Genomic DNA, 15,559 nt, shown 5'->3' on the forward strand with positions numbered 1-15,559 from the left:
TATAACCAACAGTCACGTACGCTAACTGGTGGTTTACGTTCTTATCACAGTAAGGACGATGGCGCGGCGCAGTTGTTTGATGACACTGTTCTAATAAAAGGTACTGCAACAAACCATATCGGGTCTCACACGGTTACCACTACCGCTGACGGAGTGATTGAGTTTCCTATCGGCAAACTTGGTGGTGCTGCCCATTCAGAATCTTTCACCGCCACTCCCTCTCAAGCCATGTTTACAATTGTTTCTCGTAAAACGGTGTTGAAGGCTTCGTTTCAGCCTGTGGGGCTTACTGAAGGACAGGTTGTTGTAAGGGGTGATGTTGTGTGTACTTTTCCTGGTAGCCAGCCAAGCAGGAAAACTCTGATGTTTACTCTGAAACACAACCAGCTAGCAAACGGCAGGTGGGAACGAGAATTGCATAACATGGTTGATGTGGGTAGTAATTGTGTGATAACTCTTAACAAGGGTATGGTTTCTGCTGGTTGGAGATGGAAAACGAATACACCTATTGTGGTAACAGAATCAAATATCATGTCTGAGCGTACTGTTCAAATACGGTTGGAGGTTGAGCGGATTCCTGTTGATGTTGCAGTTACTGCTGCTGGTGGTGGTGTGAGTGTTAATGGTGGCGGGTCTGTGGCTGTGTCGTTTGTGGTAGCAGCTAGTGGGAACGAGGCAAGTAATGTGCCTGTTACTGTTCAGCTACCACGTGATGGGTTTGTGAAAACAAACGCCACAGCCACACCAGCTTGTCAGTCTGCGAGGGGTGCTATGTGCCCTGCCGCATGGCGGTATGACGCAGCTAACCACACGGTTACAGCAACAATACCGCGGATTCCTGCTGGGGGTAGTGTTACGGTGACTGTTACAGGTGAGGCTGGGTTGTTTGAGGCTAACAGCCGTGATTTTACAGCTTCTGCGGTGTCTGCGTTTGCTGATGCTAACCAGGGTAATAATAGGGCTAGTCAGAAAGTTACTGTTAAGAATAAGCGGGTTGCTGTTTCGCTTGTGTTGCAGCCTGTGGGGGATTACCCCACCACGGGTGTTGTGACCGTGTCGGGTAGTGTCAACTGTGTTACCCCGTTTCGGCATAATACTACTTTCATGCATATGGTTGATTATGCTGATCTTGTTAATTATGCTTCGTGGTCTGCTAAGGTTGTGGATAGTAGGGTGTGGGCTGGAAGCAACTGCACAGTAACAGTACGCAACATAACAGCTCCTGATGGTTGGGAGTTTAAGGGCGTAACTATGAGTGAGCAAAAGCTTACGAAGGTTATGGGAGATACCCGGGTTGAACACGAGGTTCGTGTACAACGCAAATTCATGGCTGTTGCACCACCGCTGCCACTCACCGGAGGTGTCGCGTCCGACTGGCTGTATCTAGCAGGAGCAGGTGTGCTGATAGTTGGTGTTGCGGCGGGGCTTGTGGCACGCCGACGGTTACAGGCTCGCGTGTAACACCCCACAAGCAGAAGCAACAGGCGGGTGGTTTGACCGCTCGGGTGTCAGCCCCTGGATGGCTAGCATAGGCGGGTGGTGTTGTGTTAACGCTGCCCGCGCCAGTTAAAGCACACCACACCTTGCACCAGCGAGGCTACTAATGCCGGGCGTTAGTATCCGCCAGATACCGCGCCACAGGTGCAATCGAGCAGAACAAATTTTGGTCGCAGCTGAGTAAATGCCCCTAGCTTTAATAAGCATTTACTCAGCTGCGTGCCGATAAAATAGCTGTATGGCTAGATTAAAAGAGCACGGAAACGACGTTACAACGGTTGGCGAGCTGCCCAGTGTGGGCACAAAGGCTCCCGATTTCACCCTTGTCGATCTTGACTTGAGGCAAAAGTCGCTTCAAAACTACGCTGGCAAACAGATAATTCTGAATATCTTTCCCAGCGTCGACACAAAAACCTGCGCAACAAGCGTGCGCCGCTTTAACGAGCGCGCGGCCGGTTTGCAAGAAACCGTCGTGCTTTGCATCTCTAAAGATTTGCCCTTTGCGCAAAAAAGATTCTGCGGGTCAGAGGGCATCGACAGTGTTGAGCCGTTATCCGCTTTCAAATCATCGTTCGGTGAAGACTACGGCATAACCCTGGCAGAGGGGCCACTGACCGGGTTTTTCGCGCGCGCCATAGTGGTTATTAGCGCCGCAGGCGAGATTGTTTACACCGAGCTGGTGCAAGAAGTTGCTGACGAACCCGACTACGAGGCGGCCTTTGCTGCCCTGCGCGGATAAGCATCGTCGCGACTCATGTTGCAATGTTTTTGAAGCTTTAAAACAGTGAATTCTATAAAAAACGATCAGGCTAAATACGCAATTTTGCCGTGGATAACGGTTGGGGTTGTCACGATTATTGCCATTGCGCTGTCAACAATCCTGATTAAAATCGGTGAAGCGGGGCACACTAGAGAACAGGAAACCGCAGCACAACAGAAGGAGAGCGCACAAGAGAATGTGCCGCCAACAGTACACGTTCCGAAGCTTAAAACACCGCAGGTAAACCCCGGCAGCACCTACGCTTTTAGCATTACCCAGTGGGGTGTGACCGTTGATCTTTCGGCGAAGTTTGGCTCTGCCCGGTATGAGTTGAAAGACGGCGTGGCTATTTTAAGCAGTGACTTGATTAACTCGCTGCCGCAAGAGTGTGCGCCGTTGCGCGAGCAGTTCGGGTTTAAGCGCGAGGGCAGCAAGCTCACCGCCCTGAAACCCGCAGCGCAGTGTGAGGTGGCTCTCGAAGTTTACAATGAAATTTGGGGTCTGCTCGAGGCAGCGGTAACAACCCAGCGGGTCGAGTAAACCCTTAGCACAGCCCGCTGCTCTGAGCGGGGCGTTGTGCTAGCATCGGGTGCTCTTATTTAGACCGGCGCACCTGCGCGACCCCGCAACTTGGCACGCAAAAACTTAGTGCGCGGAATAGACCTGTGCGCACAGGGCGAAGCTAGCGCGCTGAATAAACTGCAGCACCCGCTCGCGGCGGGGTGATCCGCACCAAACCGCGCTTTGCTTGCTACACATCGGCAAAACTCGAGCTGCGCTGGTAGAATGGGTAGCTGAATCAAATTGAAAACCTGTAAGGAAAACACATATGGCACTAGCCAAACGCAGTGACTTGCGCAATGTCGCAATTGTGGCGCACGTTGATCACGGTAAAACAACCCTGGTTGACGCGATGCTCAAACAGACCAACAGCTTTGAAGCTCACGCTGATGTTGACGATCGGGTTATGGACTCAAACGATCTCGAGCGCGAAAAAGGCATTACAATTCTTGCCAAGAACACTGCCATCGCCTACGCGGGTGCGCACTCTGGAGGTAACACCATCACCATTAATGTGGTGGATACGCCCGGACACGCCGATTTTGGCGGCGAAGTTGAGCGGGCGCTCTCAATGGTTGACGGCGTTGTGCTGCTCGTTGACGCCTCAGAAGGTCCGCTGCCGCAGACGCGCTTTGTGCTGCGCAAAGCTCTGGAGGCGCACCTGCCGGTGATTCTCGCGGTAAACAAAACTGACCGCCCGGATGCGCGCATTGCAGCGGTGGAATCTGAAGCGCAAGATTTGCTGCTGGGGCTGGCTTCAGACCTCGCAGAAGATCAGCCAGAAATAGACGTTGATGCCGTGTTGAACGTGCCGACGGTGTACCTGTCAGGGCGCGCGGGGGCTGCCAGCCACAACCGTCCGGCCGATGGTGCGCTCCCAGACAACGAAGATCTAGAGCCTCTGTTTGAAGCCATTGTGCGTCACGTGCCAGCGCCCGAGTATGACGACGAGCACCCGCTGCAGGCGCACGTCACAAACCTTGACTCGTCGCCGTTTCTGGGCAGAATCGCGCTTTTGCGTGTGCACCACGGCAATATTCGCAAAGGCGAGACCGTAGCGTGGGTGCGCAATGACGAAACCGTACAAAACGTGCGCGTAACCGAGCTGATGCTCACCAAAGCACTAACACGTTTCCCTGCAGAAACCGCAGGCCCGGGTGATATTGTAGCAATCGCGGGCATTGACAACATTACCATTGGCGAGACAATAGCCGATAGCGAAGATGTGCGCCCCCTGCCCGTAATCACAGTAGATGATCCGGCAATCTCAATGACAATCGGAGCTAACACATCGCCTTTGGTTGGCAAGGTTAAAGGGCACAAACTCACAGCCCGCATGATTAAAGACCGCCTCGATCGCGAGCTGATTGGTAACGTGTCGCTTAGGGTTGAAGACATCGGTCGTCCTGATGCCTGGGAGGTACAGGGTCGCGGTGAGCTGGCGCTGGCGATTCTCGTTGAGAATATGCGCCGTGAGGGTTTCGAGCTGACCGTGGGCAAACCTCAGGTTGTTACAAAAACCATTGACGGGGCAGTGCATGAGCCGTTCGAGCACCTCACAATTGACGCTCCCGAGGAATACTTGGGTGCGATCACGCAGCTGCTTGCGGCGCGCAAGGGGCGCATGGAAGGCATGAGCAATCACGGCACAGGCTGGGTGCGGATGGAGTTTATTGTGCCATCGCGTGGGCTTATCGGCTTCAGATCAGAGTTTATGACAACAACTCGCGGCACGGGTATTGCAAACGCTATTTCGCACGGCTACGGTCCGTGGGCTGGGGTTATCACAACCCGTCAAAACGGTTCGATTATAGCCGACAGGTCGGGAGTTGCAACTCCGTTTGCAATTATGAACCTGCAGGAGCGGATGACATTCTTTGTGCAACCCGGTGAAGAGGTTTACGAGGGTATGGTTGTTGGCGAGAATTCGCGCGCTGACGATATGGAAGTAAACATTACAAAAGAGAAGAAGCTCACCAATATGCGCTCTTCTAACGCCGATGTGATGGAAACAATGACCCCGCCAAAACAGCTTACGCTGGAAGAGTGCCTCGAGTTTGCCCGTGAAGACGAGTGTGTCGAGGTGACGCCCGAAATCGTGCGCATCCGTAAGGTTGAGCTCGACGCGAACGAGCGTAAAAAAGCGGCTAACAAGCTTAAAAACCAGTAGTGTAAGCGGCAGGCGGATGTTTGAGACCCTGTGCCGCAGCCATCCGCTACCCACACCTCCCGCTAATTTGAGGATCTAAGCAGCTATGAACACAACAACTTGGGAACAGATGGTTGCAACTCCGAGCCAGATGCACGCGTTGGGCGTGCGTCTGGGCGAGCTGCTGCGGGCGGGGGATCTGATTTTGCTCACGGGCGAGCTGGGCGCTGGCAAAACAACGTTGACGCGAGGCATCGGCGAGGGCGCGCGAGTGCTCGATAACATTAGCAGCCCGACTTTTATTATCGCGCGCACGCACAAAACCGTGGCGAACGTTGATTTTGTGCACATTGACGCTTATCGGCTCGAGTCTAGCGCAGAGCTTGAAGATCTGGGTATTGATACCGCCAGCAGTATTATTGTTGCCGAGTGGGGTGCCGGGCTGGTATCCGACGACGAAATCGCGCTCGAGATTGTTATTACACGGAGCGTGGCGGATATGGCTGGTGCTGGCGTCGATGCATCTGGTGTTGCCGGTACACCGGTCGCCGGCCTTGCGGGTGCGGCAAGAGCGTCTAGCGAGGGCGCGGATGGCAACACGAGCACGGTGGGTGTTCAGGGTGCGACGGGTAGCCCAGACGCGGCAAACGCAGAAACCCCATATTTTAACGGCGAGGCTGTATTTGAGGGCGCAGAACCGCGTGTTTTACAGTTCACAGCGCGCGGCGAACGCTGGCAGCATCTTAAACAGCAGATTTTAGCGGCAGAACTAGTGGGAGAAGAGCGTGATTGTGCAGAGTGAAATTAGCGGCGAAGCGCTGCCAGAGCTGGCGCTTCCGACAGAAATATTAGGTCTAGTCTCTATAAACACTGCGACACGCCTGCGAGCAGAACCAGCGCTGCTCGCCATAGACACTTCACTCGGTACTGTTGTAAGTCTGAGCTGTGGCGTGAAAGTCTGGCAGAGCGTGAGCGACAACGCGATGGCGCACGCCGAGGTTGTGGGGGAAGTGATCCGCCACGCACTGGCGAAGGCAGAACTTACAGTCAGCGATATCGACGCGGTTGTAATGGGCACGGGACCTGGCTCGTTCACCGGGCTGCGGGTTGGAATGGCGGCGGCTGCGGCATTTGCGATCGGTCTTGCAAAACCGTTGCTGCCGGTGCTTTCGCACGAGGCTAGCGCAATTGAATTTTTTAACAGCAATCCGGCGGCGAGCACTGTGCGCATAGTGCAGGACGCGCGCCGCAAAGAGCTTTTTGTGACCGGGTACACTGCGCCGCAAGCTCTGCTCCCCGTAAACACCGTAGCACCGGCGGTGATTGCGCGCGCAGAGTTTACCGCTGCAGGCAGCGACCACACGCCAACCAGGGTTTCCGGCAGCGGTTTGCTGCAGGCCGCGCTTGTGCGGCTCGCATACGGGCTCGAGTTTGGCTCAAAACAACCCGTGTACCTGCGCGACCCCGATGTGCGCCAGCCGGTGCCCGTAAAATCTGTGTTTCAGCGATGACTAGCGCGGCGCAAATCACGATCCGTCAGGCAACTGTCGCAGATTGCGAGGCGATATTCGCGCTTGAACAGGAACTTTTTGGCACGGACGCGTGGAGTCAAAATCTTGTGCGCGACGAGCTAACAGCCCCGCACCGCACATACTGGGTGCTCGAGACGGTCGCACATGAAATAGTGGGCTATGCTGGGTTGCTCGCGCTCGGCAGTGAAGCGGATCTGCAAACAATCGCGGTTGCAGCACAGTATCAGGGCTGTGGCTTGGGGCAGCTGTTGCTAGATAAAATAGTAGCAAGCGCCTTGGCGGCGGGAGCGAAACAGCTATTTTTAGAGGTGCGCGCTGATAATCCGCCGGCGATTAAACTGTACCAGAAGAACGGCTTTGAGCAGATCGCGATTCGGCCGAAATATTATCAGCCAGCGGGCGTGGATGCGTTGATTATGCGAGCGTTTTTATAGTGCGCACCGCGCGGAATGTGATCAGAAGTGCAAGATACAGCGCGTCTCGCGCAACAGAGGTTTGAAAGACAGCGTGCGCCGCGCAACAACAGGAGCAGAGGTTGGAAAGAATGAACAGGCAAGAACCACTGGTGCTGGGCATTGAAACCAGCTGTGACGAGACGGGCGTGGGGATTGTGCGCGGCAGAAAACTGCTCGCCAACGTGATTGCCTCCTCGATGGCAGATCACGCTAAGTTTGGCGGGGTTGTGCCCGAGATTGCCGCCCGCGCGCACCTGGAGAGCTTGGAATCCGTGATTGCACAGGCCCTACGCGCCGCGCAAGTTGAGCTGCGCGAGATAGACGCGATCGCGGTGACTGCCGGGCCGGGGCTCGCGGGTGCGCTCATGGTTGGAGTGGCGGCCGCAAAAGCGCTCGCGCTGGCGCTGGGTGTGCCGTTGTACGGGGTGAATCACCTGGTCGCTCACGTGGGCGCTGAGCTGCTCTCGAGCGCTGAGCCGCTGCACACGCCAACCGTGGCGCTGCTGGTTTCCGGCGGACACACTTCGCTGTTGCTGGTGCGTGATTTGGTTGACGATGTTGTGATGTTGGGCGAGACAATCGACGATGCGGCCGGCGAGGCTTTCGACAAGGTGGCGCGGGTGCTCGAGTTGCCGTACCCTGGCGGCCCTGAAATTGACAGAATCGCGGCGGATGGCGATCCGCTTGCTATTAGATTCCCGCGGGGGCTTGTGAAACCTGCGGATCTTGTGAAACACCGTTACGATTTTTCTTTCTCCGGCTTAAAAACCTCGGTTGCGCGCTGGGTTGAGCGCGAGCTAGCGCAGGGCAGGACCGTTAATCGAGCAGACGTGGCTGCCAGCTTTCAGGAGGCGGTGGCGGATGTGCTGCTCCACAAAACGATTGATGCCTGCCTCACACGCGAGGTGTCGCACTTGATTCTGGGTGGCGGGGTGGTTGCCAACTCGCAAATCCGCTGGCGCGCAGAAAAACTCTGCGCCGCTCACAATATTACTTTGCGAGTGCCGCCGCTGTCACTGTGCACAGACAACGGCGCGATGATTGCCTCGCTCGGTGCGCAGCTGATTATTGCGGGCAAAGATCCGTCACTTTTGAACTTTAGCGCCCATTCAACCCTGCCGGTCACCAGTGTGATGGTCGGCGAGTCTAGATAATATTGCCGTCGGCCGAGTCGATCAGTACCCGGGTGGTTGCCTGCGAATTCTGCTGTTGCACGGTCACTTTCCAGATTGGGTTCGCGCCGTGACCCGACTCTAGCTCAATTTCAACGAGAAGTCCCGGTGTGTGCGCGAGCGCGGCATCAAGCGCCTGAGCGGCGGTTGTGCGGGCGTTTTGGGTGCGGATCGCATCATCGCGATCGGCTAATTTCGGGGTGTCTTTTGAAATAATGCGGCTGCCGTCGCCGCTCACGGTGAACTCGTGCTTGTAATCTTTACTAACCACTTCGATCTCCCACTCGGCATCTGAGGAGTCGTAGTCGAGCTTGGCGATTTTGCCGCCGCCTGATGCCTGCAACGCGAGCGAAATAGCGCTTTTTGCCGTTTCAGCGGTGCCACCCAGCGGGGTTTGTGACGGGGTTTGCGGTTGCGGCGCAGGGGTGCTTTGACCCGCAGGCGGATTGTTGTGAGAGCTGATCGGACTGGCGCTGTTATTAGCTGTGCATGCTGTGAGAGTTACTAGAGCAACTCCGGTAACAAGTCCGGTTGAGAAAAGTCTTTTTAGCATAAAAGCAAGATATAGCATGTATCTGTGTGTATAATAGGAAAATATCGCCGCTTGCATTAAAGTCCGCGTGATTGTTTGCTATAGAATGTTTGGAATTCACATTTCGAGCTGGTGCGGTAGGATATTCTGATGGATACTAGGTACGGGAAGGCTCGGTTTTCACTCGCTTAAAGCGACTGACTGTTAGAAATAGGGTTTTATGTTTAGAAAAGTAAGGCGTAACCTGCTGCCGATTCTTATTTCGCTGGTGTTAATAACCGGCGTAACGCTAATGCTGTATCCATCCACTTCCCAGTGGGTTTCTGCCTACAACCAGTCAAAAGTTACCAGCGACTATTCTAATGGAATTGACAAGGTTTTGCCGCCGCCAGATTCCCAGATTGAGGCGGCTTCGCTGTACAACGAAGCTCTGGTTTCGGGTGCGCTGGTTGCTTCTGGCGAGCGCTTCCCAACTGCCTTTGACGGCGAATCAAGCTTACCAGCAGGCGTGAAGCCGTACGAGCAGCAGCTGCAGGTGGGCACAACGGGGCTTATGTCGCGCATTAAAATCTCTAAAATTAACGTTGATCTGCCCATTTACCACAGTGTGAGCGACGATGTTTTGCTGGTTGGTGCGGGGCACCTTGAGGGTACCTCTCTGCCGGTTGGCGGCGATGGCACCCGTACGGTTGTGAGCGCGCACAGGGGCTTGGCGAGCGCGAGAATGTTTACGGATCTCGACAGGCTCGAAAAGGGTGACATCTTTACTTTTGAGACTTTCGGGCAGGTTTTAACGTATCGCATCTCCGAGATTCAGGTTGTTGACCCAGATGATCGGCAGGCGATTTTGCCAGTTGCTGGCAAAGATCTGGCGACGCTCGTTACTTGCACGCCGCTGGGCATTAACAGTCACCGAATTCTTGTGACGGGCGAGCGCGTGAGTCCGACTCCAAAAAACGAAATCGAGGGTTTAAAAGACATTGACCCGGGTTTCCCGTGGTGGCTGATTATGTGGGTTGGTTCGATTGCGGGCGTGATTCTGGGTGTGCGCTATATGCTGTTTCCGACTAAGAAGAAAAAAGCGGATGCAGATGCTGGTGCAGATGCTGATGCTGAAGCTAATGCAGCTGCGGATGCTAATGCAGCTGCGGATGCTGGTGCAGATGCGGATGCGCAAGCCGCTGAGCTGGTTGGTGCGGGCTAACCTAGCGGGTGCGCACTTCGCCAGCGTGGGTGACTGCGACGCGAGTAGAAAGCACGGACTCGGGGCGGGCACGGCTCAAACTCGCGCCCGCGCAAAGCAGAAAGTGCGATCGCGGGCGCGCAGCAAGTTGTATGCACGCGAAAGGCTGCAGAAAGCCTAAATAAGACTCCAACTGACGTTTTCGCCGCTAAAATAGTTTTGGAACGGGGGCTTAGTTACTGCTTTTAGTGGTTTGGCAAAGTGCTTATTCTGGCGTTATCTCGCTCAAAGGTATAGACTTGTTGAGTTATTTTGATACACTTTCGTGTTTTGTAGACGGAGGACAATTTGTTCAGGGCTATTAGTCGAGTTTTTCGCACACCAGATTTGAGACGTAAGATACTCTTTACGCTTGCAATCATGGCGGTATTTCGACTAGGCTCTTTCGTGCCTGCGCCGTTCGTTAACTTCAACAACGTGCAAGCTTGTTTGACCTCTGCGGAGAGCGCATCGGGGCTGTACCAGATGATCAACTTGTTTTCTGGTGGTGCACTGTTGCAGCTCTCTATTTTTGCGCTCGGCATTATGCCGTACATCACCGCGTCTATTATTACGCAGCTGTTGCGCGTTGTCATTCCACACTTTGAGTCGCTGCACCAGGAGGGTCAGGCAGGGCAGGCTAAACTCTCACAATACACGCGCTATCTCACAATTGGGCTTGCTATTTTGCAGGCAACAACCCTGCTGGTAACGGCTCGTTCAGGATTGCTTTTTGGTGCGGCACAGTCCGCCGCCTGCGAAAAAATCGTTGCTCCTGAGTGGTGGGCGATGCTGGTGCAGATTGTGACCATGACAGCCGGCACCGGGCTTGTGATGTGGCTTGGTGAGCTGATTACCGAGCGTGGTATCGGCAACGGTATGTCACTGCTTATTTTCACCTCGATTGCGGCCGGTTTCCCGGGTGCGTTGATGACAATCCAGCAGTCAAAAGGCTGGGAGATTTTCATATTCGTAATTCTTATCGGACTCGTTGTAATGCTCGCGGTTGTGTTTGTTGAGCAGTCGCAGCGTCGGATTCCTGTGCAATACGCGAAGCGTGTTATTGGTCGCCGCACTTACGGTGGCAGCAGCACGTACATTCCGATTAAGGTGAATATGGCTGGCGTTATCCCCGTTATCTTCGCGTCGTCGATTCTGTTTATTCCGCTGCTTATTACGCAGTTCAACACCCCAGCTCCGGGTAAAGAACCTGCCGAGTGGGTTGTGTGGATTCAAAACAATCTTGTTTACGGTGACCAGCCAATTTATATGGCGGTGTTCTTCCTGCTCACAATTGCGTTCGCGTTCTTCTACGTGGGAATTACTTTTAACCCTGATGAGGTAGCTGGCAATATGAAACGCTACGGCGGTTTTATCCCGGGCATTCGCGCGGGTCAGCCAACAGCCGATTTCCTGCGCTATGTGATCAACAGAATTACTTCAGCGGGTGCGTTGTACCTGGGCTTTATCGCGATGATCCCACTGTTTGCGCTGGCTTTGTTTAGCGCAAACCAGAACTTCCCATTTGGCGGATCTTCAATTCTGATTATTGTGGGTGTGGGTCTTGAGACTGTGAAACAGATTGACGCGCAGCTGCAGGAGCGCCACTACGAGGGGCTTATAAAAAACTAGGATATGACTGATAATTTGACTAAACTAAACCTGCTTATTATCGGCGCTCCTGGCGCAGGAAAAGGCACTCAGGCGCAGCTAATTGCCGAGAAATATCAGATTCCAACAATTTCGACCGGCGATATTTTCAGGGAAAATATTAAAACCGGTACCGAGCTCGGGCAAAAAGTGCAGCAGATTATTGCCGCCGGCGAGCTTGTGCCAGACTCGCTAACCAACGAGATTGTTGCTGACAGGCTGCAGCAGGATGATGTTGTAAACGGCTTTCTGCTTGACGGGTATCCACGCAACGAGGCTCAGGTTGTTGCTTTAGATCAGTTTTTAGCAGACCGCGGCGAGGTGCTCACCGCAGTAATCATGCTCGAGGCGGACACCGATGTTGTTGTGTCGCGCCTGTTACAGCGTGCATTCCGTGAGGGGCGTGCCGATGATACCGAAGAGGTGATCCGCCACCGGCAGAATGTTTACCGTGAGCAAACGGCTCCGCTTGTCGCTATTTTCAGCGAGCGTGGCATTTTGGTATCGGTTGACGGGCTGGGCAGCGTTGCAGAAATTGCGGAGCGCATTAATACTGCGCTCGCAGTTAAACTGGGGTCGTAAGCTGTGCGCGGAGTTAGAAGGTCAATTTACAAGTCACCAGCGCAGCTGCGCTTAATGCTTGAGCCAAACCGAATCACTCGCGAGGCTTTGGAAGCTGCGAAGAGCGTTTGCAAAGCGGGAGCCACACTGCTTGACCTTGATCGAGCGGCGGAGGCGCGGATTCGCGAGCTGGGCGCAGCCTCTAATTTCATGCTCGAGCCCGGTTACAAGCACACAATTTGCGCTAATGTGAACGATGCTGTTGTGCACGCTGTGCCAACTGATTATGTGCTGCAGCCGGGAGATATTATTTCCATTGACTGCGGCGCTGTGCTGGGAGGATGGAATGGGGATTCTGCGCTCACTGTTGTAATTCCAGATGCGGATCGCCCCGAGCTGGTGGCGGCACGCGAAAGCCTGAGCGACCACACAAAGGAGGCCATGTGGCACGGTATTGCCGCCCTGGCAAAAGGAAAATACGTTAACGAAATAGGCGTTGCTGTGGAAGACTACATCACTAAAAACACCGATTATAAAATTGTTGAAGAGTATATCGGGCACGGTATTGGGCGCTCTATGCACGAGGCTCCCCCCGTGTTCAATCACGCGGTCGCCGGGCGTAGCGAGCAGATTAAACCCGGTCTGGTGGTTGCGATTGAGCCGATTATTGCCGTTGACAATGCCGAGTGTGCGGTTGACTCTGCCGACGGCTGGACGGTGCGTTTGCGCAATGGTAAAGACAGCTGCCAGTGGGAGCACAGTGTTGCCGTGCACAAAGACGGCATTTGGGTGCTAACTGCTGAGGACGGCGGCGCGGCAGGGCTCGCGCCGTTTGGAATCACACCAACTCCTATTGCCTAGCCTTGCTTACTAGCGGATCGCGCTCCGCGCGGTTTGCGGTTTATGCACACATCGCGTAGTATTGTTTGGTGGTGCTTTGTGCTGTTTGCTTTTGTAAGTAACACGAAGTGCTCGCATGCGTAGTTAATATTTGAAGCGATAATAGGAGATATGACTAAAAAAGAGGGTGTAATAGAGGTTGAGGGGCGCGTAGTCGAAGCATTGCGCAACGCTAACTTTCGTGTTGAACTAACCAACGGGCACGTTGTGCTCGCGCAGATATCAGGCAAAATGCGCAAGAACTATATTCGTATTCTGCCAGAAGATCGAGTAATTGTTGAACTCACACCTTACGATCTAACTCGTGGTCGTATCAGCTATCGCTACAAGTAAAGCTACAAAGTAACGGTTTGCGTGGTTAGCAGCGCATTCACGAGGACAGCGAGAAATGGAAACATTATGAAAGTAAAACCAAGCGTTAAGAAGATTTGCGATAAGTGCAAAGTAATCCGCCGTCACGGTCGGGTTATGGTTATCTGCAGTAATCCACGCCACAAACAGCGCCAGGGCTAATCTTAGTCCAGGAACCATGCGCCCTCGGACGCACACTATGTAATATATCCGCGTATCTAAGAACTCAGCTTGCTGAAAACACCTTGAGATGAAGGCTCAGACACCTGATACGCTCCACACCTTCAAGAAACACCTAGGAGATGCCTTATGGCACGTCTGGCCGGAGTTGATATTCCGCGTGAGAAGCGCGTAGAAGTAGCTCTTACATACATTTATGGCGTGGGTCGCACCCGCGCTCTGAAAACACTAGCTGAGACTGGTATTGACAAAAACACCCGCGTTAAAGACCTTAATGATGATCAGCTTGTAGCGCTGCGCGATTATATCGAGGGTAACTTTAAAGTGGAGGGTGATCTGCGCCGTGAAGTGGCTGCGGATATCCGCCGTAAAGTAGAAATTGGAAGTTACCAGGGCTTGCGTCATCGCAAGGGCTTGCCCGTGCACGGACAGCGCACGAAGACTAACGCTCGGACTCGTAAGGGACCAAAGCGCACCGTTGCAGGCAAGAAGAAGTAACCCCACTCACACTAATTTTTCAAGGAGAACTTTATGGCATCACCAAAATCTGCGGTGCGTAAGCCACGCCGCAAAGATAAAAAGAATGTTGCAGTGGGTCAGGCTCACATTAAGTCAACGTTTAACAACACGATCGTTTCTATTACTGACCCTACAGGTGCGGTTCTAAGCTGGGCTTCATCCGGCGAATCGGGTTTCAAAGGCTCACGTAAATCAACTCCTTTTGCGGCGCAGCTTGCAGCTGAATCAGCTGCTAAAAAAGCGCAAGAGTTTGGCATGAAGAAAGTTGACGTTTTCGTTAAAGGTCCAGGATCAGGACGTGAAACTGCGATCCGCTCACTGCAGGCCGCAGGTCTTGAAGTTGGTTCTATTACCGATGTGACACCTCAGGCACATAACGGATGCCGCCCTTCAAAACGGCGTCGCGTTTAGCTTTGAGCATCCCCCGCAGTGCTTTATTGCGGGGCTTTTCCCTAACCCTTTAAACCGTATTGAGCCAGATAGTGGACTCTTTAACGAAAGGAATGAACAGTGCTCATAGCACAGCGACCTACACTTACAGAAGAAACAATTTCAGAGTTTCGTTCACGCTTTGTGTTCGAGCCTCTTGAACCAGGTTTCGGCTACACGCTAGGCAATTCCCTGCGTCGCACACTGCTTTCATCTATTCCGGGCGCGGCTGTTACAAGCGTTAGCTTTGAGGGTGTTGCGCACGAATTCACAACCATCCCGCATATTAGCGAAGATGTTACAGATATTATTCTCAACATCAAGGGTCTGGTTGTTTCTAGCGAGCACGACGAGCCCATTACCGCGCATCTGCGCAAATCAGGCGCCGGTGTAATCACCGCAGCTGATATTTCAACCCCTGCGGGTGTTGAAATCCACAACCCAGATTTGGTTATCGCAACTTGCAGTGCGGATGCGCAGTTCGAGCTTGATCTAACGATCGAGCGTGGTCGCGGTTACGTATCAGCGCAGCAGAACCGCAACGAAGACGCAGAGGTTGGTAGAATCCCGGTTGACTCTATCTACTCTCCAGTGCTTAAGGTTACATACGACGTTGAGGCAACCCGTGCGGGTGAGCGCACCGACTTCGATCGCCTCATCATTGACGTGGAAACCAAACCGGCTATTAGCCCGCGCGACGCGCTTGCCTCTGCGGGATCAACTCTTGTTGAGCTGTTCGGCATGGCGAGCGAGCTTAACCCCGCTGCGGAAGGTATTGAAATCGGTCAAAATCCGGTTGATCTTCCTGCGGATAGCGAACTTGCGATCCCAATTGAGGATCTCGATCTTTCAATGCGCAGCTACAACTGCCTGAAACGCGAGGGCATCGACACCGTAAGTCAGCTTGTGACACTGTCGCAAACAGAGCTGACTAACATCAGAAACTTTGGCGCGAAATCGGTTGTGGAGGTTAACAGTAAGCTCGCTGAGCGCGGTCTTTCACTGAAAGATTCGATACCAGGGCTTGACGGAGCTAACTACTATAGCTACGAAGACGGCGACAATTTAGAGGCAGAGCAGCGGTAGCGG

At 53.6% G+C, this 15,559-nt stretch carries 18 protein-coding genes; 17 read left to right on the plus strand and 1 reads right to left on the minus strand.

What is annotated here, in order from left to right; genetic code table 11:
• The 8 genes from KJY78_RS02190 to tsaD form a co-directional block, all read left to right on the plus strand.
• Positions 1-1,461 (plus strand): LPXTG cell wall anchor domain-containing protein (locus KJY78_RS02190; protein WP_214336944.1); only part of this gene is annotated, 1,461 nt, incomplete at its 5' end.
• Positions 1,462-1,735: 274 nt separating this feature from the next.
• Positions 1,736-2,236: a thiol peroxidase gene (gene tpx, locus KJY78_RS02195; RefSeq protein WP_214336945.1), complete on the plus strand. Its 501-nt coding sequence runs from the start codon at positions 1,736-1,738 to the stop codon at positions 2,234-2,236.
• A 45-nt stretch (positions 2,237-2,281) separates the two neighbouring features.
• A complete protein-coding gene (locus KJY78_RS02200; protein WP_214336947.1) occupies positions 2,282-2,797 on the plus strand; it encodes a hypothetical protein in 516 nt (171 codons plus the stop codon).
• Between the two features lie 289 nt (positions 2,798-3,086).
• Positions 3,087-4,988, plus strand: a complete 1,902-nt coding sequence (gene typA, locus KJY78_RS02205) for a translational GTPase TypA (RefSeq protein ID WP_214336948.1) — start codon at positions 3,087-3,089, stop codon at positions 4,986-4,988.
• Between the two features lie 85 nt (positions 4,989-5,073).
• Positions 5,074-5,769, plus strand: a complete 696-nt coding sequence (gene tsaE, locus KJY78_RS02210) for a tRNA (adenosine(37)-N6)-threonylcarbamoyltransferase complex ATPase subunit type 1 TsaE (RefSeq protein ID WP_250544083.1) — start codon at positions 5,074-5,076, stop codon at positions 5,767-5,769.
• Complete coding sequence (gene tsaB, locus KJY78_RS02215) at positions 5,753-6,478, plus strand: tRNA (adenosine(37)-N6)-threonylcarbamoyltransferase complex dimerization subunit type 1 TsaB (RefSeq protein ID WP_214336949.1); 726 nt, start codon at positions 5,753-5,755, stop codon at positions 6,476-6,478. Before tsaE ends, tsaB begins: the two co-directional genes overlap by 17 nt.
• On the plus strand, positions 6,475-6,933 hold the full coding sequence (gene rimI, locus KJY78_RS02220; protein WP_214336950.1) for a ribosomal protein S18-alanine N-acetyltransferase: 459 nt from the start codon (positions 6,475-6,477) through the stop codon (positions 6,931-6,933). The genes tsaB and rimI overlap by 4 nt, the downstream gene beginning before the upstream one ends.
• A 110-nt stretch (positions 6,934-7,043) precedes the next feature.
• A complete protein-coding gene (tsaD, locus tag KJY78_RS02225) occupies positions 7,044-8,108 on the plus strand; it encodes a tRNA (adenosine(37)-N6)-threonylcarbamoyltransferase complex transferase subunit TsaD (protein WP_214336951.1) in 1,065 nt (354 codons plus the stop codon).
• Here tsaD and KJY78_RS02230 read toward each other — a convergent pair.
• Positions 8,101-8,679, minus strand: a complete 579-nt coding sequence (locus KJY78_RS02230) for a PepSY domain-containing protein (RefSeq protein WP_214336953.1) — start codon at positions 8,677-8,679, stop codon at positions 8,101-8,103. The two genes, tsaD and KJY78_RS02230, sit on opposite strands and share 8 nt — an antisense overlap.
• Positions 8,680-8,878: 199 nt before the next feature.
• Here KJY78_RS02230 and KJY78_RS02235 point away from each other — a divergent pair, with 199 nt between their 5' ends.
• From KJY78_RS02235 to KJY78_RS02275, 9 genes are all read left to right on the plus strand, one after another.
• Positions 8,879-9,862 carry a class C sortase gene (locus KJY78_RS02235; RefSeq protein WP_214336954.1) on the plus strand — a complete coding sequence of 328 codons (984 nt, stop codon included), beginning with the start codon at positions 8,879-8,881 and terminating at the stop codon, positions 9,860-9,862.
• A gap of 327 nt (positions 9,863-10,189) precedes the next feature.
• Positions 10,190-11,512, plus strand: coding sequence for a preprotein translocase subunit SecY (gene secY / locus KJY78_RS02240; RefSeq protein WP_214336955.1), 1,323 nt, complete (start codon positions 10,190-10,192; stop codon positions 11,510-11,512).
• A gap of 3 nt (positions 11,513-11,515) precedes the next feature.
• A complete protein-coding gene (locus KJY78_RS02245) occupies positions 11,516-12,112 on the plus strand; it encodes an adenylate kinase (protein ID WP_214336956.1) in 597 nt (198 codons plus the stop codon).
• Positions 12,113-12,115: 3 nt separating this feature from the next.
• Positions 12,116-12,952, plus strand: a complete 837-nt coding sequence (gene map / locus KJY78_RS02250) for a type I methionyl aminopeptidase (RefSeq protein WP_348771166.1) — start codon at positions 12,116-12,118, stop codon at positions 12,950-12,952.
• Between the two features lie 150 nt (positions 12,953-13,102).
• A complete protein-coding gene (infA, locus tag KJY78_RS02255; RefSeq protein WP_214336959.1) occupies positions 13,103-13,324 on the plus strand; it encodes a translation initiation factor IF-1 in 222 nt (73 codons plus the stop codon).
• Positions 13,325-13,390: 66 nt separating this feature from the next.
• Positions 13,391-13,504, plus strand: coding sequence for a 50S ribosomal protein L36 (gene rpmJ, locus KJY78_RS02260; RefSeq protein ID WP_214336960.1), 114 nt, complete (start codon positions 13,391-13,393; stop codon positions 13,502-13,504).
• Between the two features lie 147 nt (positions 13,505-13,651).
• Positions 13,652-14,020 (plus strand): 30S ribosomal protein S13, encoded by a 369-nt coding sequence (rpsM, locus tag KJY78_RS02265; protein WP_214336961.1) that lies wholly within the window; start codon positions 13,652-13,654, stop codon positions 14,018-14,020.
• Between the two features lie 33 nt (positions 14,021-14,053).
• Entirely contained in the window at positions 14,054-14,452 is a 399-nt protein-coding gene (rpsK, locus tag KJY78_RS02270) for a 30S ribosomal protein S11 (protein WP_214336963.1), read from the plus strand.
• A gap of 99 nt (positions 14,453-14,551) precedes the next feature.
• The gene (locus tag KJY78_RS02275) at positions 14,552-15,556 is read left to right on the plus strand and encodes a DNA-directed RNA polymerase subunit alpha (protein ID WP_214336964.1); all 1,005 of its coding nucleotides are present in this window, start codon (positions 14,552-14,554) and stop codon (positions 15,554-15,556) included.
• Positions 15,557-15,559 lie beyond the last annotated feature (3 nt).

It is taken from the genome of Canibacter zhuwentaonis, assembly GCF_018531145.1.
In the GTDB taxonomy this organism is placed as follows: Bacteria; Actinomycetota; Actinomycetes; order Actinomycetales; family Microbacteriaceae; genus Canibacter; species Canibacter zhuwentaonis.